Annotated in this window: 17 protein-coding genes; 11 read left to right on the top strand and 6 right to left on the bottom strand. The window is 57.5% G+C overall.

The window, feature by feature from the left end:
* Positions 1–234: 234 nt before the first annotated feature.
* The 4 genes from rpsD to RCCS2_RS00970 all read left to right on the top strand — a co-directional run bounded on the left by rpsD (position 235) and on the right by RCCS2_RS00970 (position 3,911).
* A complete protein-coding gene (rpsD, locus tag RCCS2_RS00985) occupies positions 235–855 on the top strand; it encodes a 30S ribosomal protein S4 (RefSeq protein WP_008230625.1) in 621 nt (206 codons plus the stop codon).
* Positions 856–1,003: 148 nt separating this feature from the next.
* Positions 1,004–2,092 carry a histidinol-phosphate transaminase gene (hisC, locus tag RCCS2_RS00980; protein WP_008230624.1) on the top strand — a complete coding sequence of 363 codons (1,089 nt, stop codon included), beginning with the start codon at positions 1,004–1,006 and terminating at the stop codon, positions 2,090–2,092.
* Entirely contained in the window at positions 2,089–3,012 is a 924-nt protein-coding gene (locus tag RCCS2_RS00975; RefSeq protein ID WP_008230623.1) for a prephenate/arogenate dehydrogenase family protein, read from the top strand. Before hisC ends, RCCS2_RS00975 begins: the two co-directional genes overlap by 4 nt.
* Positions 3,009–3,911 carry an extensin-like domain-containing protein gene (locus RCCS2_RS00970; RefSeq protein ID WP_008230622.1) on the top strand — a complete coding sequence of 301 codons (903 nt, stop codon included), beginning with the start codon at positions 3,009–3,011 and terminating at the stop codon, positions 3,909–3,911. Before RCCS2_RS00975 ends, RCCS2_RS00970 begins: the two co-directional genes overlap by 4 nt.
* Here the strand turns inward: RCCS2_RS00970 and RCCS2_RS00965 are convergent.
* A complete protein-coding gene (locus tag RCCS2_RS00965; protein WP_008230621.1) occupies positions 3,908–5,089 on the bottom strand; it encodes an FAD-dependent oxidoreductase in 1,182 nt (393 codons plus the stop codon). The genes RCCS2_RS00970 and RCCS2_RS00965 overlap by 4 nt on opposite strands.
* Positions 5,090–5,217: 128 nt before the next feature.
* On the opposite strand from RCCS2_RS00965, the gene RCCS2_RS00960 reads away from it, so the two are divergent.
* From RCCS2_RS00960 to RCCS2_RS00945, 4 genes are all read left to right on the top strand, one after another.
* Positions 5,218–6,840, top strand: coding sequence for an FAD-dependent oxidoreductase (locus tag RCCS2_RS00960; protein WP_008230620.1), 1,623 nt, complete (start codon positions 5,218–5,220; stop codon positions 6,838–6,840).
* A 179-nt stretch (positions 6,841–7,019) separates the two neighbouring features.
* Entirely contained in the window at positions 7,020–9,911 is a 2,892-nt protein-coding gene (ileS, locus tag RCCS2_RS00955; protein ID WP_008230619.1) for an isoleucine--tRNA ligase, read from the top strand.
* Positions 9,911–10,348 carry a PaaI family thioesterase gene (locus RCCS2_RS00950; protein WP_008230618.1) on the top strand — a complete coding sequence of 146 codons (438 nt, stop codon included), beginning with the start codon at positions 9,911–9,913 and terminating at the stop codon, positions 10,346–10,348. Before ileS ends, RCCS2_RS00950 begins: the two co-directional genes overlap by 1 nt.
* A complete protein-coding gene (locus RCCS2_RS00945) occupies positions 10,345–10,794 on the top strand; it encodes a methylated-DNA--[protein]-cysteine S-methyltransferase (protein ID WP_008230617.1) in 450 nt (149 codons plus the stop codon). The genes RCCS2_RS00950 and RCCS2_RS00945 overlap by 4 nt, the downstream gene beginning before the upstream one ends.
* On the opposite strand, the gene RCCS2_RS00940 is transcribed toward RCCS2_RS00945, so the two are convergent.
* The 4 genes from RCCS2_RS00940 to fsa form a co-directional block, all read right to left on the bottom strand.
* On the bottom strand, positions 10,791–11,489 hold the full coding sequence (locus RCCS2_RS00940; protein ID WP_008230608.1) for a CDP-alcohol phosphatidyltransferase family protein: 699 nt from the start codon (positions 11,487–11,489) through the stop codon (positions 10,791–10,793). The two genes, RCCS2_RS00945 and RCCS2_RS00940, sit on opposite strands and share 4 nt — an antisense overlap.
* A 42-nt stretch (positions 11,490–11,531) precedes the next feature.
* Positions 11,532–12,446, bottom strand: coding sequence for a tyrosine recombinase XerC (locus RCCS2_RS00935; protein ID WP_008230607.1), 915 nt, complete (start codon positions 12,444–12,446; stop codon positions 11,532–11,534).
* Position 12,447: 1 nt separating this feature from the next.
* A complete protein-coding gene (locus RCCS2_RS00930; RefSeq protein ID WP_008230606.1) occupies positions 12,448–13,143 on the bottom strand; it encodes a DUF484 family protein in 696 nt (231 codons plus the stop codon).
* Between the two features lie 151 nt (positions 13,144–13,294).
* A complete protein-coding gene (gene fsa / locus RCCS2_RS00925; protein ID WP_008230605.1) occupies positions 13,295–13,948 on the bottom strand; it encodes a fructose-6-phosphate aldolase in 654 nt (217 codons plus the stop codon).
* An 83-nt stretch (positions 13,949–14,031) separates the two neighbouring features.
* On the opposite strand from fsa, the gene RCCS2_RS00920 reads away from it, so the two are divergent.
* Positions 14,032–16,224: a primosomal protein N' gene (locus RCCS2_RS00920; RefSeq protein ID WP_008230603.1), complete on the top strand. Its 2,193-nt coding sequence runs from the start codon at positions 14,032–14,034 to the stop codon at positions 16,222–16,224.
* Between the two features lie 46 nt (positions 16,225–16,270).
* On the opposite strand, the gene RCCS2_RS00915 is transcribed toward RCCS2_RS00920, so the two are convergent.
* The gene (locus RCCS2_RS00915) at positions 16,271–16,870 is read right to left on the bottom strand and encodes a thymidine kinase (protein ID WP_008230601.1); all 600 of its coding nucleotides are present in this window, start codon (positions 16,868–16,870) and stop codon (positions 16,271–16,273) included.
* Between the two features lie 267 nt (positions 16,871–17,137).
* Here RCCS2_RS00915 and RCCS2_RS00910 point away from each other — a divergent pair, with 267 nt between their 5' ends.
* Together RCCS2_RS00910 and arsH are read left to right on the top strand one after the other, a co-directional pair.
* The gene (locus RCCS2_RS00910) at positions 17,138–17,587 is read left to right on the top strand and encodes a hypothetical protein (protein ID WP_008230599.1); all 450 of its coding nucleotides are present in this window, start codon (positions 17,138–17,140) and stop codon (positions 17,585–17,587) included.
* Positions 17,587–18,300: an arsenical resistance protein ArsH gene (arsH, locus tag RCCS2_RS00905; protein WP_008230597.1), complete on the top strand. Its 714-nt coding sequence runs from the start codon at positions 17,587–17,589 to the stop codon at positions 18,298–18,300. The genes RCCS2_RS00910 and arsH overlap by 1 nt, the downstream gene beginning before the upstream one ends.
* The last annotated feature ends 46 nt before the right edge of the window (positions 18,301–18,346 follow it).

The raw sequence follows: 18,346 nt of genomic DNA, 5'->3' as shown, positions 1-18,346 counted from the left end.
AGCATACCTTATATTGTGTGCCTTTGGCGACAATTGGACGAAATATGTACTTTCCTAGGTCATAGATATGACGCACGGCCAGCGGGCCATTCTTCGTCGTTGACACCCCCAGAATCCCCTTTATAAGCCGCCCATTCATTGGTGTTGGTGGACCGCGCAAGCGGAACCCTGTCGCCCCGGCTAAATCTGGGGAAAGGACAACGCCCTTCGCAATATAAAGAAGGAGATCAGCGTATGACAAAGCGTACCGCTGCCAAGTACAAAATTGACCGCCGGATGGGTGAAAACATCTGGGGTCGCCCGAAATCCCCCGTCAACCGTCGTGAATATGGCCCAGGCCAGCACGGTCAGCGCCGTAAGGGTAAACTGTCCGACTTTGGCACACAGCTGCGCGCCAAGCAAAAGCTGAAGGGGTATTACGGCGACCTGACAGAAAAGCAGTTCCGCCGCATCTATGGTGAGGCCGAGCGTGTCAAAGGCGATACAGGTGAAAACCTGATCGGTCTGCTTGAACGTCGCCTGGACGCTGTCGTGTACCGCGCCAAATTCGTGCCAACTGTTTTCGCGGCACGCCAGTTCGTAAACCACGGCCACGTCACAGTGAACGGCAAGAAGGTAAACATCCCGTCTTACCGCGTCAAAGAAGGCGACGTGATCGAAGTGCGTCAGAAGTCCAAACAGCTAGAGCTGGTCTTGGTCGCGTCCCAGCTGCCAGAGCGTGATGTGCCTGACTACATGGACGTCGACCATAACAAGATGACAGCGACATTCACACGGACACCCGGCCTTGGCGATGTGCCTTATCCGGTGACAATGGAACCAAACCTCGTCGTCGAATTCTACGCGAAGAACTAATCTTCGCAGACATCCGGCACAAAGCCGGAGCATGATTTACAAGGCCGCTCCGATCAGGGGCGGCCTTTTGCATTTTGGGCGACACCTTGGCACTGGTCTTGCACCGGGCAGGGCGATAGAACGGGCGAAACGAGACGGGAACGTAACTATGGCTGACGGCATTCAACCTCAACCGGGCATTTTGGATATTGCGCTGTACCAAGGTGGCGCATCCCATCTGGACGGCGTTCGCAATGTGCTCAAGCTGTCATCGAATGAAAACCCTTTGGGGCCAAGCGATGCGGCCAAAGAGGCGGTCGTGCGCGCGACGCATGATCTGCACCGCTATCCCGCGACCGATCACGCCAGCCTGCGGCAGGCGATTTCCGACGTATGGGATGTGGATGCCGCACGCGTATTCTGTGGCGTTGGGTCTGGCGACGTTCTGAAACTGCTGGCAGAGGCTTATGCCGGACCCGGTGACGAGGTTGTTTTCACCGAACACGGGTTTTCGATGTATCCGATCTATGCCCATGCTTGCGGTGCGACCCCGGTGGTCGTGCCCGAGAATGAACGCGTGGTTGATGTTGATGCGATCCTTGCAGCCTGCACTGACAAAACCAAGCTTGTGTTCATCGCAAACCCTGCCAATCCAACGGGAACAATGATCGGCAGCGCCGAAGTCGCCCGACTGGCCGACGGCCTGCCACCCCAAGCGCTGTTGGTGCTGGATGGCGCTTATGCAGAGTTTGTCGATGGGTTTGACGCGGGCAAATCCTTGGTCGAAGCGCGTGACAACGTCTTCATGTCGCGCACCTTTTCAAAGATTTACGGTCTGGGCGGGATGCGCGTTGGCTGGGGCTATGGCCCGCAAGCGGTGATTGACGTGCTCAACCGGATCAGAGGGCCGTTTAACCTGTCCGCTGCTGCATTGGCTGCCGCCGAAGCTGCCGTGCGCGATACCGAACACACTGCGAAATGCCGGATCGAAAACGCCAAATGGCGCGATTGGCTGGCCAGTGCATTGGCCGAGCTTGGTGTTCCCTCAGACACCTCTACGGCGAACTTCATCCTTGCCCGCTTTACAGATGAAGCCGAAGCAGGCGCATGTGATGACCACTTGCGCAGCGCAGGTATCATTGTGCGCCGTGTTGCCGGATACGGATTGCCACATTGCCTGCGGATCACAGTGGGCGATGAAAGCGCCTGCCGGCGTGTGGCCCATGCGGTCGCGCAATTCAAAGGGGCCGCAAAATGACGCAAATCTATAAACGCGTTGCTTTCATCGGACTTGGCCTTATTGCCTCATCCATGTGCCATGCCATGCGTCGTGCCGGAATGGCCAGCGAAATTGTGGGTTATACACGGTCCAAGGAAACACGTGACATCGCGCGCGAGATCGGGCTGTGCGATCAGGTGTGTGACAGTGCGGTGGAGGCGGCGCAGGACGCTGATCTGGTGGTTCTCTGTGTGCCCGTGGGGGCAATGGAAGCTGTAGCCAAGGAAATTGGACCGGTTTTGAAACCCGGTGCCACACTTAGCGACGTTGGTTCGGTCAAGCGGACGGTGATTGATGCGGTTGGACCCTACGTTCCCGAAGGTGTGCATTTTATCCCGGCGCACCCGCTGGCCGGGACCGAACATTCTGGCCCCCGGTCCGGTTTTGCCGAGCTGTTTGACAACCGCTATACGGCTATCGTGCCTGTTGACGAAAGTGACCAGCAAGCGGTCGCGGAACTGACGATGTTTTGGCAAAGTCTTGGTGCGTTGACTGAAACAATGGACCCAGACCACCATGATCTTGTGTTGGCTGTGACAAGCCACGCACCACACCTGATCGCCTATACGATGGTCGGCGTTGCTGACGACCTGCGCCGGGTGACCGACAGTGAAGTGATCAAATACTCGGCCACAGGTTTCCGTGACTTCACGCGGATTGCAGCCTCTGATCCGGTGATGTGGCGTGATGTATTCCTGAACAACAAGGAAGCGACGCTGGAAATTCTTGGGCGTTTCACCGAAGAGCTTTTTGCCTTGCAGCGCGCCATCCGGCAGGGGGATGGCGATCATCTGCACGATTATTTCACGCGCACGCGGTCTATCCGGCGCGGTATCATCGAGGCGGGGCAGGATACCGATGCGCCAGATTTTGGCCGGGTCAAGGCACGTCAGGAATGATGCGTCAGGCGGCCTATCTGACAGCTTTACTGGTGGCGGGGCCATTGTTGGCCCAAGATATCATCCGGCCAACTGCTCGCCCAATTGACCCAGTTGCACAGCCCACTGTGAATGTCGTGCAAACACCAACCGAGGACACTGTGCGCCCCATCGCACGCGGTTCGACGGCAGCGCAGCCTGCCGGCAGTGGCGTCCGCCCGGTTGTGCGCCCTTTTGAAAGACCTGATCTGTCGTTCGGCGCGCAGACCCGCCCGCTGTTTCGGGCTGAACGTAACCTTTTCGCCTTCAGCCCCTATGCGGTAGCGCGGTCCTTGCGCCCCACCGTGCGCCCCGCGTCGATAGAGGCTGCCGCCGCGCAACGGCGGGTTGCAAGGTTGCGCGGGCAGGTTTGTGGTGATCCATCCATTCAAGGCACGGTCGTCGGGCGCGTGAACGGCGCCGGGGCCTGCGGGATTGAAGGTGCGATAAAGCTGCGGTCCGTTGCGGGTGTCACACTCAGCCCGCGTGCGACCATTGATTGCCCTACTGCGCGCGCATTGAAAACATGGGTGGAGCAGGGCGTGCTGCCTGCAGTCGGCGCAGAGGGCGGCGGCGTGTCATCATTGCGCGTTGTTTCTCATTACGCGTGTCGGACGCGCAACAACCAACCCGGTGGGCGGCTGTCCGAGCACGCTTTTGGCCGGGCGATTGACATCGCAGGTATCCGTCTGCGTGATGGAACAGAAATGACCTTGCTGACGGATTGGGATTCTTCAGAGGACGGCGCGCAGTTGCGTCAGATGTGGCGCGCGGCCTGCGGACCATTTGGAACGGTATTGGGCCCTGAGGCGAACCGGTTTCACCGCGACCACTTTCATTTTGATACGGCACGCTATCGCAGCGGACCATTCTGCCGTTAGATGCGACCCAACCCGCGTAATGGTGGCAGCATCGTCCCGCAAACGATCGCCGTCAGAACGCGTGGTCCCGGCGGCACTTGCGACAATGGATAAAGTAAGCGGTCCCGCAACACCGGTAACCAACGGCTGTCGGATTGGTATTGTGGGGTAAAGGCCGCACTCATCGTTTGATAGCTCATCACATGCCAGCGCCGTGCTTTGGCATAAAGCGCCAGTGCCGCATCGCCGCTGGCGATATCCAGTGCGCGCGCCAATGCCAGCGCATCCAGCAATGCCATGTTGGCCCCTTGGCCGAGTTGCGGGCTGGCTTTGTGGGCAGCATCGCCGATATGGACGATCCCTGGCGACCACGGCTTGCGTAAAGTACCATGCGCATAACGCGCCATCGTCATCTGATCAGGGCTGTGGACCTGTGCCGCAAAGGGCGCAAAAGCTGGCCACAAAGCGATTGCGGCATCGCGCCAAGCATGCACGCCTTGCTGAACCCATGCATCATGGCTGTCGCGTGGCATCGACCAGAAAATGGCGGCTTTTGGCTTTGGATCACCCGGCACTTTTCCAATCGGTAAAACGCCAATCATCCTGTCCGCGCGGCGATAACACTGACTAAGGTGATGGGCCGGCATTTCTGTTTCAGGCCAATCAACCGTGCCCCAGATCGCGCCGTAGGGCAGTGGGGTTGATTGCAAGGGCGACAAAGGCGAACCGGCGCCGGTGGCATCCACAATCAGGTCAAAGGGGCCATGAACAGTGCGGTCATTTAGATGCAGCATACCGTCTTGTGCTTTTGCAATAAGGCTTTTGGTGTGCACCGCGATATCGCGTGCCTGCACAGCATCATAGAGTGCTTGAAAAAGGCTGGCACGGTGGATGGCAAGCCCATACTGACCGCCGCTTTGCTTATCATACCAGACGTTCAGAACTTTGCGGTCATTGTCAGCCTCATGCCCCAACATCCGCTGAATGGGGTTTCCAAACGCGCGTGCGGTGTCGCCAGCGCCGATATGGTCCAGAACGGCTTGACCCACAGGCTGGATGACCAAACCCGATCCAACGGGTTGAGGTGTATGAAATTGGTCAAAAACTTCCACATGATGGCCGCGGTCAGCCAATAGGGCCGCCGCCGTCAATCCACCAATGCCGGCACCTGCAACGGCGATAGAAATACGTTTTGTCATGGGGACGTTTTGCAGGTGATCGTCGACCTGCGCAATATGTTACTCGCCATGTTAAGGGGGCATGTGAAGATGCCGGTTAACAAAAGCCTTCAAAGCACTATTTATGTGGGCAGGAACAGGAGAAATGAATGGAAACGCTGGCCCAAGACCTTGCCACAATGGTGCGCACCCCATTGCATGACAGCCATGTGGAAGAAATGCACAAGATTGGCACTGTGCGATGTTACGACAAAGATGAGACATTGGTCGAAGCGGGCAGCGATCTGAACGCATTTCATTATGTGATCGACGGCGCGGTGGTGGCAATTGATCCGCGTACCGGCGGGCAATATGGAAACGGCCACCTTGGGCCGACCCAGTTTTTCGGCGAAATCAGTTTTCTGGCAGGGGGCAGCGCGATAATGGGCGCGCGGTGTTTAGAACCGTCTACTATTCTTACCGTTGATCGCGCCGACATGCTGACATTGATGAGCCGCATTCCAGAGATGTCAGATATTATTATCACGGTCTTTGCTGCACGCCGCAGGCGCCTGCTGGAAAGCGGCGAGGCCAGCTTGACCCTGATCGGGGCTGAAGAAGACCGCACAATCAGACAAATAGCTGCGTTCGCCGGGCGCAACCGTATCCCGTTTCGCAGTCTGACACTGGGTGAGCATGAGGCCGAAGCTGTCGCGCATTCCTGCAATATAGGTGCTGCGAAACCTGCTGTGATTTTTGGCAAACATTTGGTTGTTGATGATCCGACGCCGGCAAAGGTGGCGGCAATCCTTGGCCTCGATATGGCGGTGCACGAGGACCGTGTTTTTGACGTCTTGATCGTCGGCGGTGGACCTGCCGGTGTGGCCGCCGGGGTCTATGCCGGGGCCGAGGGGTTGAAGGCGCTGGTGGTTGAGGATCTGACCATTGGCGGGCAGGCTGGAACATCATCGCGGATTGAAAACTATATGGGATTTCCGACGGGCATTTCAGGGGCTGACCTTGTCTGGCGTGGCGAAGTGCAGGCGATGAAGTTCGGCACGCAATTCGCTGTGCCGCGCCGGGTATCGGAACTGCGCCAACAAGAGGATGGTATCTTTTGCGCAGTCATGGATGACGGTACCGAAGTTTGCGCCAAAGCCGTTGTGGTGGCCACAGGGGTGCAGTACCGGCGTTTGGCGATCCCGCGGCTCGAAGACTTTGAAGGCATCGGCATCTACTATGCCGCCACAGATGTTGAGGCACGCTATTGCCGTGAAACCGAAGCGATTGTTGTGGGCGGCGGCAATTCTGCGGGGCAGGCGGCGATGTATCTGTCGCGCACCGCCAGCCATGTGCACGTCTTGGTGCGTGGATCCAGCCTTGCCGCCTCGATGTCAGACTATCTGCTGTCGCGACTTGAGGCTGATCCGGCGATCACCATCCACTATCAATCCGAGATCAAGCAATTGCACGGCGATAAACATCTGGAAGAAGTGACCGTGCGCCACAAAGCAGAGGAGCGTGATCAGACGATTGCTGCCCGCGCGGCCTTTGTGATGGTGGGTGCCGCACCGAATACGGAATGGTTGTCCGGCCTTGTGGCATTGGACGACAAAGGCTTTGTGCTGACAGGATCGGCGGTCGAGAAATCGACACCTTATGAAACATCCCATCCCGGGATCTTCGCTGTTGGCGACGTCCGTGCAGGCTCTGTCAAACGGGTGGCTTCTGCCGTTGGCGAAGGCTCTGTCACTATCTCAAAAGTATGGGATTACGTGCGCGGCGACGACTGATCTTTGCGGGCTTTACCCTTTTGCTGGCTGGGCCTATAAGCGCGCCTATGTTGCGGCAGATGATCATAAGCATTATTTGCCCGGCGGTTTGAAACTTCAGACCTGCCGGGAAAAGGTGTCTGCGTGTGCGCACCGATCCTTCGCTCTATTCCCAAATGACTGCTTAAAGGACGCCACCCATGTGCGCCGAAACGCCCGACTATAAACAAACCCTGAATTTGCCACGCACTGATTTTCCGATGCGTGCCGGATTGCCCAAACGCGAGCCCGAATGGCTGGAACGTTGGGAAAAAATTGGGGTCTATGACCGCCTGCGTGACAAGGCCGAAGGGCGTAAACCCTTCACCCTGCACGATGGCCCGCCTTATGCGAACGGTCATCTGCACATCGGTCATGCGCTGAACAAGATCCTCAAGGATATGGTCGTGCGCAGCCAGCAGATGATGGGCCGCGATGCGCGCTATGTGCCCGGTTGGGATTGCCATGGCCTGCCGATTGAATGGAAGATCGAAGAGAAGTACCGCGCCAAAGGTCGCGACAAAGACGACGTGAATGTCGTTGATTTCCGTCAGGAATGCCGCAAGTTCGCCGAAGGCTGGGTGGATATCCAACGCGATGAATTCAAACGTCTGGGCGTCACCGGCAACTGGGCTGATCCATACCTGACGATGAATTTCCACGCCGAGCGTGTGATCGCAGAGGAATTCCAGAAGTTCTTGATGAACGGCACGCTGTACCAAGGCTCCAAGCCCGTGATGTGGTCGCCTGTTGAAAAGACCGCACTGGCAGAGGCTGAGGTTGAGTATCACGACCGCCAGACCGATGCGATCTGGGTGCGCTTTCCTGTTGTCGGGTCCACTGATGACACGAAAGTTCTGATCTGGACCACAACCCCTTGGACGATCCCGCAGAACCGCGCTGTCTGCTTTGGTCCGAACATCGCCTACGGTCTTTATGAAATCATCGGTCGGCCAGCGGAATGCTGGGCCAGCATCGGTGAAAAGATGATCGTCGCGGACGCGCTGGCCGAAGAGGTTTTCGCCGCTGGCCGCTTGGTGGGTGATGAAATGATCCGCCGTATCCGGGATGTCTCAAGCGATGAATTATCGGCGCTCACCCTCGCCCACCCGTTGCGTGGCGCGACAGATGCGCAGGGCGAATGGGACTTTGACGTGCCCATGCTGCCCGGTGATCATGTGACCGATGATGCGGGCACCGGCTTTGTGCACACGGCCCCCAGCCACGGGGACGATGACTATGCCATCGGGGTCAAACATGGCTTGCCAATGACCTATAACATCCTTGATGACAGTTCTTATCGGGCCGATCTGCCATTCTTTGCCGGTGAAAGTATCCTGAAACCCACCGGAAAGCCGGGCAGCGCCAACAAAGCCGTCATCGACAAATTGGTTGAGATTGGCGCGCTTTTGGGGCGTCGCCGCATCACGATTTCTGACGCGCATAGCTGGCGGTCCAAAGCGCCTGTGATCCGCCTGAACCGTCCACAGTGGTTTGCCGCCATTGATAAGGCCGTTGGTGATGGGCAGGACAGCTACGGCACTACGATCCGCGAACGCGCGCTGCGGTCGATTGATGAGCTGGTGACATGGACACCGCAGACGGGTCGCAACCGCCTTTATTCGATGATCGAAGCGCGCCCTGATTGGGTGCTGTCGCGCCAGCGTGCTTGGGGTGTGCCGCTGACGTGCTTTGTCAAAAAGGGCGCCAAATATACCGATGACGACTATTTGCTGCGCAACGAAGCTGTGAACGCCCGCGTGCTTGAGGCGTTTGAAAACGAAGGCGCTGATGCATGGTATCAAGACGGCGCGAAAGAGCGGTTCTTGGGCAATGACGTGAACCACGATGATTACGATCAGGTGTTCGATATTCTGGATGTCTGGTTCGACAGCGGGTCCACCCATGCTTTCGTGCTGCGCGACCGCGCGGATGGGTCAGAGGACGGCATGGCCGACCTTTACCTTGAAGGCACTGATCAGCACCGGGGGTGGTTCCATTCATCCATGTTGCAGGCCTGCGGCACCATGGGCCATGCGCCTTATCGCGGGGTGCTGACGCATGGATTTACGCTGGATCAAAAGGGCATGAAGATGTCCAAATCCATCGGGAACACCATCGCCCCCGAACAGGTCGTCAAACAATATGGCGCGGATATCCTGCGGCTTTGGGTGGCGCAGTCGGATTATACCGCTGACCTGCGCATCGGCGATGAAATCCTGAAAGGTGTGGCTGACAGCTATCGCCGCCTGCGCAATACGGTGCGGTTTATGCTTGGGTCGCTGTCGGATTTTACCGAGGCTGATCGGGTTGAACCGGCGGATATGCCGGAACTGGAACGCTGGATTTTGCACCGCTTGGCAGAACTCGATGTGCAGGTTCGCGAAGGCTATGCCAAATACGATTTCCAAGGTGTGTTCCAAGCAGTCTTTACCTTCGCCACGGTTGAGCTGTCGGCGTTCTACTTCGACATCCGCAAAGACGCGCTTTATTGCGACGGGGATACGACACGCCGCCGGGCCGCGCGAACCGTGTTGGACATTCTGTTCCACCGCTTGGCCAAATGGCTCGCACCAATGCTGACCTTTACGATGGAAGAGGTCTGGTTGGAACGGTTCGGTGCTGACGATAGCTCAATCCACCTCGAAGACTTTGCCGAAACACCCAGCGATTGGCGCAACGATGCGCTGGCTGCGAAATGGGCCGACGTGCGCAAAGTGCGCCGCGTTGTGACTGGTGCGTTGGAGGTCGAACGGACTGCCAAGGTGATTGGTGCGTCGCTGGAAGCGGCACCGACGGTCTATGTCAGCGCGGATACAGCGAAGCTGTTGGAGACCGTCAGCTTTGACGACCTCTGCATCACCTCCGGTATCTTTGTTTCAAACGATATGGCCCCAGATGGCGCATTCCGTTTGGATGATGTTGCCGATGTCGCTGTGGTCTTTGCCAAGGCCGAGGGTGAGAAGTGCCAGCGCTGTTGGAAAATCCTGCCTGACGTTGGCACGCACACGCATGCGGGCGTTTGCGGGCGCTGTAACGAAGCGTTGGGTTGATGGAATATGGTGATCCCCAGTCTGTTGAACGCATGCGGGCGGATTTTGACCGCCAGGGTGCGATGCAGACTATGGGGATCACGGTTTCAGATGTGAAACCGGGGCAGGTCATTTTGGGGATGCCGTTTAATCCAAAATTTTCCCAACATCATGGGTTTATGCATGCCGGGGTCATCACCTCTGGCATGGATAGCGCGTGTGGCTTTGCGGCACTCACCTTGATGGACGCGGAAAGTGAAGTGCTGACCGTTGAGTTCAAGTCCAGTTTCCTCGCACCTGCCCGTGGTCAATCGTTTCGGTTTGAAGGCGACGTGATCAAAGCGGGGCGCACGCTGACCTTTACCGAAGGGCGCACGATTGCGGTTGATGGCGACAAAGAAACCAAGATCGCCACCATTACGGCAACAATGATGGCGGTGCGTGGGCTAAAGCCATGATTTGCGCGGCGTCACCTGTTGGGGCGCTGGGTGCACATGCACAGGATGGCGCGGTGACAGAGCTGGTTTGGGGACGCGGCGGCACGTTGACCGAAGGTGCGCTGCATCAGCAGGTTTATGACGAAATGGCGGCCTATTTTGCGGGTGATCTGCGGGCGTTTCAAACCCCCGTCGCCCCGCGCGGCAGTGCCTTTCAGCAAGACTTTTACGCCGCACTTTGTGCCATTCCCTATGGCGAGACGCGCACCTACGGCGATTTGGCAAAGGACTTGGGTGTTTCGGCGCAGGCGATTGGTCAAGCCTGCGGTGCCAACCCGATTGCGATCATCATTCCTTGCCACCGGGTTCTGGCCGCAGACGGGTTGGGCGGGTATTCGGGGGCCGGTGGGATTGAGGCCAAGGTCGCTTTGCTACGCCTTGAAGGGGCGGCAGGTTTGTTAATCTAGGCTGTCTTGCGCTCTGGAATGATTTGCTGCGTGACACCCGCAAACAGCAAGTAAACAGACGTCACGATCAAACCCCAATGCGCCCAGCTATTGGGATAGAAATCCACCCAAGCAGCCCAGCCTGCAAAGAACGTCCACCCCAAGGCCATGGGCAGCGTGACCATGCGCCAGCGTTCCGTCCGCACGGGATGCACAAATTTCAACGGCACGAACATCGTGATGGCAAGGCTGCCAACAAGGATCAGCGAGACCCAGAAATTTGGCTGCAAGGCAAAGATGACCAGCACCAGCATGTTCCAGCATCCCGGAAAACCGGAAAAGGAGTTATCCCTTGTTTTCATGCGCGTATCAGCAAAATACATCGCCGATGTGAAGGTGATGATGATGATCGCGAACCAGCCGGTCCAGCCCGGCAGCAGCCCTGATTTGAACAGCGCATAGGCGGGGACGAAGACATAGGTCAGATAGTCGATAATCAGATCGAGCAAGACGCCGTCAAACGCAGGTGAATTGGTCTTCACATCATATTTTCGGGCCAGTGGTCCATCGATGCCATCGACAAAGAAGGCAACGACCAGCCAAAGAAACATCAGGCTCCATTCTTCTTCGACCGCGGCCAGCATTGCAAGCATGGCGAAAACGGCACCTGTGGCCGTCAGAAGGTGAACAAGAAGGGCTTTGGCGCGAAGTGTCATGATACTCTCATGGTTGAAAAATGGGCAAGGGGCAACCTGTTGTCAGGCTTTGGGATGCGCCTTTTCGTAGACCGACATCAGGTGTGCGGCATCGACCGCAGTATAGGCTTGTGTGGTTGAAAGCGATGCATGGCCCAATAGCTCTTGAATCGCGCGCAGATCACCGCCAGCGGCCAGCAGATGGGTCGCAAAGGAATGGCGCATCGCATGGGGTGTTGCCGTGGCGGGCAGGCCCAGTTGCAGGCGCGCCTGCTCCATCACTTTCTGGATTGCGCGCGGTGACAGGATACCGCCGCGAACAGCACGGAATATGGGTTGGTCTTGTGCAACAGGATAGGGGCAAAGCCTGACATAGGTGGCAACCGCTTCGCGCGCTTCGGCGATAACAGGAACGATACGTTCCTTCCCGCCTTTCCCGACAATGCGCAGCACCTCAGGCAAGGGAACATCCACACTGGTGAGCCCCAAAGCTTCGGAAATCCGCAGACCGCAGCCATAAAGAAGTGTGACAACCGCGGCGTCTCTTGCTGCCACCCAAGGTTCGTTTGCTTGCAATTCGACCGTGTCGATCATGGCCGAGGCTGCATTCACCTCTAGCGGGCGCGGCAGCTTGCGTTGAAACTTAGGTGCGCGGGTGGACAGAACGGCCGTGGGTTCAAACCCTTCGCGTTCAGCCAGCCAACGGTAGAATGATTTTACAGCGGATAGTGATCGCGCCAATGATCGCGCCCCAATGCCGCGCCCACGTTCATGTGCCATCCATGCGCGCATATCGCGAACAGTCACGCGTGCAATCGGGGCCAGGCCCTGACTTTCGCCATTGTATTGGGTCATGAAAGCCAGAAAGCCCATGACGTCGGTCTGATAGGCTTTCAGCGTATTTTCCGCTGTACCTGCCAAGGCGCGTTGGCCTGCCAGCCAAGCGCCCAACGCGTCTGACAGGGCAGGGGCAATCATCTTACGCCAACCAGCGGCGCACGACCCGTTCAAACACACCCACAAAGAAAGTCAGCAGATCGGTGCCTTGTTGGGGGGTGAATTGTTGGGGGTCTTCACTGCCCATGACCAGCATCGCAGGCAGGCGGTCGGGGCCAAGATCAACCTTCAAACACGCCTCTGATTTGATGTATGCGGCGCGATCACCATAAAGGCTGCCACCCACCTTTTGCATTTCGCGCAGGGTGATCTGGCGGGCGGGCATGTTGCGGCCCAGCGTGATGTAGCCTTCGACAAAGCCCTCTGGCATGATCGCCACTGCATCACCGGCACTTTTGTGCGAGTCTTGCAGGTTGCTTTCCAGCACCAGCCGCACCGCGTCAACACGCAGGATATCGGCGACTTCACCAGATAGATCGGCAAGGAAACGTTCAAATGTACTGGCATCCAGCATGCGCAGGATGGCGCGGTGGATTTGGTTGGTGCCCGCCAGATTGTCATAGGCGGCGGCGATGACATTGCGGTGGGTGTCCTCAAGACGATCAAAACGCGCCTCAAGACGGTCCATCGCGACGGATCGCAGATCAACGATATTGCCCGTCGTCTGATCCGCATCCGCACCGACAAGGGCGCGCATGACGTCTGCATCTTCCAAAAGGACATCGGGGTTTGCGATGATCTTCTCACGAAGGTCATCGGCCATAACTGTTTGGTTCATTTGCCTGCTCTGCTTTTCGTTTTTTTGCAAGGTAGCAGAGGGTTAGGGGACGTGTCTCATGCTTTTTTGGCGCGCGTCGCTAGGCGTGGCAGATTTGCCCTACTCAAGGGGGTTGTAAGGTGGATCATGATCCACCTTACCTGAACGTCGCTTAGACGATCTTAATCCCCGCCTTCTCGGCATCCGCCATAAACGCAGCCAAGCCCTTGTCTGTCAGCACATGGTTCGCCATCGCTTTGATTACATTCGGCGGCGCTGTGCAGACGTCGGCGCCGATCTTGGCACAATCGCTCATGTGGTTGGCGGTGCGGATGGAGGCGGCAAGGATGTTTGTCTCAAACCCATAGTTGTCATAGATCGTGCGGATGTCTTCGATCAGCTCAAGCCCATCAAGGTTGATGTCGTCCAGACGCCCGATGAAAGGGCTGATGAAGGTCGCCCCGGCTTTCGCGGCCAGCAGCGCTTGGTTCGCGGAAAAGCACAGGGTCACGTTCACCATGATACCGTCGTCCGTCAGCGTCTTGCAGGTTTTTAGGCCTGCCCATGTCAGCGGCACTTTCACCGCGATGTTGTCGGCGATCTTGGCCAGCTTGCGGCCTTCGGCCAGCATGTCGTCGGCCTCAAGTGCCACCACCTCGGCAGAGACGGGGCCGGACACGATGGAACAAATTTCCTTCGTCACTTCCAGAATATCGCGCCCGGATTTGGCGATCAGCGATGGATTTGTCGTGACCCCATCCACCATACCAAGGTCATTGAGTTCTTTGATCTGGTCGATCTCGGCTGTGTCTACGAAAAACTTCATCTCTTCACTCCGCGCATGGGTTGGTGTTTGTTGTCTCAGCGTTTACCTGATTGGGGAACGGGCGGAAACCCACAAAGGCGGCTATGACTGACAGCTTTTTCCATGAAGGTGATTTGGTGGGGGTTTTGACGACCCAACCGCTGGATCGGCTGTTGGATTACAAAGCGCCCGAGGGCGGGTGCCATTTGGGTGCTTTTGTCGAGGTGCCCCTTGGCCCGCGTAAAGTGTTGGGTGTGGTTTGGGGCCCGGGCAAGGGCGATTATGATATTGCCAAGATACGCTCGGTCATGCGCGTCCTTGATGTGGCCCCGATGCGCGCAGAAATGCGCAGCTTCCTGACCCGTGCGGCCGAATATACGCTGACCCCAATGCCAGCAATGCTGCGCCTTGGGACCCGCGCGCCGGGGTTGGGCGATGCGCAATCCATGCGCAAGGTGTACCGGCTGGGTGATGTCAAACCAGATCGCATGACGGGCGCGCGCGAAAAGGTTCTGGGCGTGCTGCGTGACTATGGCGGTCTGTCGTTCACGCTGCGCGAAGTGGCTGAAATGGCGGGGGTCGGGACCTCTGTCGTGAAGGGCCTCGTCAAACTGGGGGCGGTATCGGAAGAGGAAGCGCCGCGCGATACGCCCTATCCGCAGCTTGATCCTGACTATGGCGGCAAGGAGTTGAGCGCGGATCAGGCCGCTGGCGCTAAGGCGTTGCGTGCCGCATTGCGCACCGACGGCTATGGGACAACATTGCTGAAGGGCGTCACGGGGTCAGGCAAGACCGAGGTCTATCTTGAGGCCGTGGCCGAATGCCTGCGCATGGGGCGGCAAGCCTTGGTCCTGTTGCCCGAAATCGCGCTGTCAGGCGAATTTATCAACCGGGTGGAGGCCCGGTTTGGCATGAAGCCCGCCGAATGGCATTCGGGGGTGACAATGACCGAACGTCGCCGCTGTTGGCGCATGGTCGGGCAGGGTGATGCACAGCTGATTGTCGGCGCACGTTCGGCGCTGTTTCTACCTTATCAAAACCTAGGCCTGATCGTGGTCGATGAAGAACATGATACATCCTACAAGCAAGAAGATGGCGTGCTTTATAACGCCCGCGATATGGCCGTGTTGCGCGCGGCGATCAATGGTGCGCAGGTCGTGCTGGCCTCGGCGACGCCTTCTTTGGAAAGCTGGGCGAATGTCGAAGCAGGCAAGTATCAGCGGCTTGAGCTTACCGCGCGTTATGGCGCTGCGGTCATGCCGAAAATGAATGCTATTGATATGCGGGTCGAGGATCTACCCGGCGGGCGGTGGGTCTCGCCCACCCTACGTAGCGCCATCCAGCAGCGATTGGAAAAGGGTGAACAATCACTGATTTTCCTGAACCGCCGTGGCTATGCGCCGATCACATTATGCCGGGCCTGCGGTCATCAGATCGGCTGCGACCATTGCGATGCGCGGATGGTAGAACACCGTTTTCTGAAGCGTCTGATGTGCCACCAATGCGGCGAAACGAAACCGATCCCAACGCGGTGCCCGTCCTGCGATGCGGAAGATCGGTTAAGTGCCGTGGGCCCGGGCGTGGAGCGTATGGGCGAGGAAGTGGCCGAGCTATTTCCAGATGCGCGCATCGCGGTTCTTTCGTCTGACCTTTATGGGTCTGCCCGTGCGATGAAGGCACATATCGAAGAGATCGCACAAGGCGGCACTGATATTATCATCGGCACGCAATTGGTCGCGAAAGGACACAACTTTCCATTACTTACGCTTGTGGGGGTGATTGACGCGGACCTTGGATTGCAAGGGTCCGACCTGCGGGCGGCGGAGCGGACGTTTCAGTTGATGCGGCAGGTCGCCGGGCGGGCAGGGCGCGCTGATACACCGGGCGAGGCGCTGCTGCAGACCTATCAACCGGAACATGCCGTGATCCGTGCCATTTTGGCAGGTGATGAGGAAAGTTTTTGGAAAGCAGAGGCCGAAGAACGCAAGGCCGCTGGCGTGCCGCCCTATGGGCGCATGGCAGGGATCATCCTCAGCAGCCCGAACGTGCAAGAGGTGTTTGATTTGGGGTCTGAAATGGCGCGCATGGATGGTCCTTTGCGCCAAATCGGTGCGCAGGTCTTTGGGCCGGCACCGGCGCCGATCGCGCGGGTGCGCGGACGGCACCGTGTGCGGCTGTTGGTCAAGGCAGAAAAGTCTGCGCCGCTGCAACAGGCGCTGGCGAAATGGGCAGGGCAATTCCGACTACCCACCAACCTGCGCATGGCAATTGATATTGATCCGCAGAGTTTTTATTGATGCTCAGAAGCGTCCGGCAGGCATTTTTTGGGCAAGATGACAGGCGCTAGTCAAGATTGGGGTCCGCATAGTCACCCATTTCTTCGCGCCAGTGACGGCGACACAGTGAGACATAGCTTTCGTTGCCACCAACGACGATCTGATCGCCCGCAGCCAGCACATTGCCATCTTCATCTTTGCGGACGACCATCGTGGCCTTCTTTCCGCAGTGACAAATGGTACGCACCTCGCGCATTTCATCAGCCAAGGCCAACAGGGATGCGGATGCAGGAAACAATCGTCCACGAAAATCAACCCGCAACCCATAGGTCATGACGGGCACGTTCAAATCATCGACCACACGGGCCAGTTGCCAGACATGTTCGGGCGTCATGAAATGCGCTTCATCAAGGAAAACACAGGCGCATGGTCCGGCCGCCAGCCGGTTTGAGATCATATCAAACAGATCATCCTCGGCCCCGAATGTATCGGCATCGGCGCCAATCCCGATCCGGCTGCCGATACGCCCGATACCGGCCCGATCATCAAAGCGCGCAATCATCAGATAGGTTTGCATCCCCCGCTCAATATAATTGTGCGACGCCTGCAAAAGCACGGTCGATTTGCCCGCGTTCATGGTGGAGTAATTAAAATACAGTTTTGCCATAACGGGTGATTAGCGTTGGCCTTGCGTATTTGGCAAGCCTATCACGCAATGCAAACCGGCACCGTGCAACATTTGGGGACACCCCCGACATAAAAAGGTGGATCGCGATCCAAAACATATCGTACCACTCAGCACGACAACTGGTGAATGTGTCTCAGAAACACGAGACTGGATTATTTTTGCCATACAGTGCATTGCAATAAAATGGGAATTGGGAAGCGTTTTTCCCCTGCCGTCCAAGCGGCAGCACGACGATGGAGCATACGCATGGCGGGACAGGGTAGTTACCTCAAAAAACACACCGAGGCGTTGGTCAAGGACGTGGGCATTGAAGCGGCATGCGAACTGACCGGAAAATCCAAGGCAACACTTGGGCGGTACTACTCTGATAGCGCGGAACACACCGACCGCTTTATGCCGGTTGATGCCGTGGCCCAGTTGGAGGCAGCAGCGTCTTATCCGCATGTGACCTCAGCGCTTGCGGAACTGAAAGGCGTGACGATGTCCTACGACACAGCACGCGCCAACAGCAGCGGTGAGATCAATACAGATGTGATCAAGCTTAGTCAGCGGTTTGCGATGCTGATGGCTGAATATAATCAATCTATCGCCGATGGTGTGATCACCATTAACGAAGCCAAACGCATGCTACGCGAGACGACGTCGCTGCAGCAGGTATTGATTGATATGAAGCTGCACCTTGAAGAAACGGCCTGATGGCGATTGATACCGCCGATATGCCCAATCTGATGCCAGATGCGTTGGTCCCGTTGGATATTGCGGCTTTGGCCGGAACAGATGCGCCGCAGCATCCGCCGCGTATTTTGCTGTTGTACGGATCGCTGCGCGAGACAAGCTATTCTCGGCTCTGCGCAGAAGAAGGCGCGCGGGTCTTGCATGCGCTGGGCTGTGAGACGAAGTTTTTCAATCCTTCCGGCTTGCCCTTGCCGGATGACGCGGATGCAGATCATCCCAAAGTCGCGGAGCTGCGCGAACTGGCGTTGTGGTGCGAAGGTATGGTGTGGTCCAGCCCCGAACGGCACGGGGCGATGACCGGGATTATGAAAACGCAAATAGACTGGTTACCGCTGTCGCCGATTGGGGGCATCCGGCCCACGCAGGGCAAAACCCTTGCCGTGATGCAAGTTGGCGGTGGATCACAATCTTTCAATACTGTCAATCAGTTACGAATCCTAGGGCGTTGGATGCGGCTGATTGCGATCCCCAATCAATCATCCGTGCCGATGGCCTGGAAAGAGTTTGAAGACGGGCGGATGAAGCCATCGTCCCTTTACAACCGGATCGTGGATGTGATGGAAGAACTGGCGCGCTTTACGATCATGACGCGCGGGCGCAGTGCAATGCTGACCGACCGCTATTCAGAGCGGGTTGAGACGTTGGCAGATGTGCATAAGCGCGTCAGCGGTTAGACCAGAGGCACGAAAGGCACGCCGCACGCGGTGAGGGTGATCAGTA

This window comes from Roseobacter sp. CCS2 (assembly GCF_000169435.1).
GTDB lineage: Bacteria > Pseudomonadota > Alphaproteobacteria > Rhodobacterales > Rhodobacteraceae > Yoonia.
This window is presented reverse-complemented; position numbering and strand designations above follow the sequence as displayed.

What these genes read in the sequence shown, in the direction of transcription:
- fsa (WP_008230605.1), bottom strand. Translation starts at nt 13,948, where the DNA reads ATGAAGTTTTTCGTAGACACAGCCGAGATCGACCAGATCAAAGAACTC.
- rpsD (WP_008230625.1), top strand. Translation starts at nt 235, where the DNA reads ATGACAAAGCGTACCGCTGCCAAGTACAAAATTGACCGCCGGATGGGT.
- RCCS2_RS00965 (WP_008230621.1), bottom strand. Translation starts at nt 5,089, where the DNA reads ATGACAAAACGTATTTCTATCGCCGTTGCAGGTGCCGGCATTGGTGGA.
- ileS (WP_008230619.1), top strand. Translation starts at nt 7,020, where the DNA reads ATGTGCGCCGAAACGCCCGACTATAAACAAACCCTGAATTTGCCACGC.
- RCCS2_RS00940 (WP_008230608.1), bottom strand. Translation starts at nt 11,489, where the DNA reads ATGACACTTCGCGCCAAAGCCCTTCTTGTTCACCTTCTGACGGCCACA.
- hisC (WP_008230624.1), top strand. Translation starts at nt 1,004, where the DNA reads ATGGCTGACGGCATTCAACCTCAACCGGGCATTTTGGATATTGCGCTG.
- RCCS2_RS00970 (WP_008230622.1), top strand. Translation starts at nt 3,009, where the DNA reads ATGATGCGTCAGGCGGCCTATCTGACAGCTTTACTGGTGGCGGGGCCA.
- RCCS2_RS00920 (WP_008230603.1), top strand. Translation starts at nt 14,032, where the DNA reads ATGACTGACAGCTTTTTCCATGAAGGTGATTTGGTGGGGGTTTTGACG.
- RCCS2_RS00950 (WP_008230618.1), top strand. Translation starts at nt 9,911, where the DNA reads ATGGAATATGGTGATCCCCAGTCTGTTGAACGCATGCGGGCGGATTTT.
- RCCS2_RS00945 (WP_008230617.1), top strand. Translation starts at nt 10,345, where the DNA reads ATGATTTGCGCGGCGTCACCTGTTGGGGCGCTGGGTGCACATGCACAG.
- RCCS2_RS00935 (WP_008230607.1), bottom strand. Translation starts at nt 12,446, where the DNA reads ATGATTGCCCCTGCCCTGTCAGACGCGTTGGGCGCTTGGCTGGCAGGC.
- RCCS2_RS00910 (WP_008230599.1), top strand. Translation starts at nt 17,138, where the DNA reads ATGGCGGGACAGGGTAGTTACCTCAAAAAACACACCGAGGCGTTGGTC.
- RCCS2_RS00960 (WP_008230620.1), top strand. Translation starts at nt 5,218, where the DNA reads ATGGAAACGCTGGCCCAAGACCTTGCCACAATGGTGCGCACCCCATTG.
- arsH (WP_008230597.1), top strand. Translation starts at nt 17,587, where the DNA reads ATGGCGATTGATACCGCCGATATGCCCAATCTGATGCCAGATGCGTTG.
- RCCS2_RS00975 (WP_008230623.1), top strand. Translation starts at nt 2,089, where the DNA reads ATGACGCAAATCTATAAACGCGTTGCTTTCATCGGACTTGGCCTTATT.
- RCCS2_RS00915 (WP_008230601.1), bottom strand. Translation starts at nt 16,870, where the DNA reads ATGGCAAAACTGTATTTTAATTACTCCACCATGAACGCGGGCAAATCG.
- RCCS2_RS00930 (WP_008230606.1), bottom strand. Translation starts at nt 13,143, where the DNA reads ATGAACCAAACAGTTATGGCCGATGACCTTCGTGAGAAGATCATCGCA.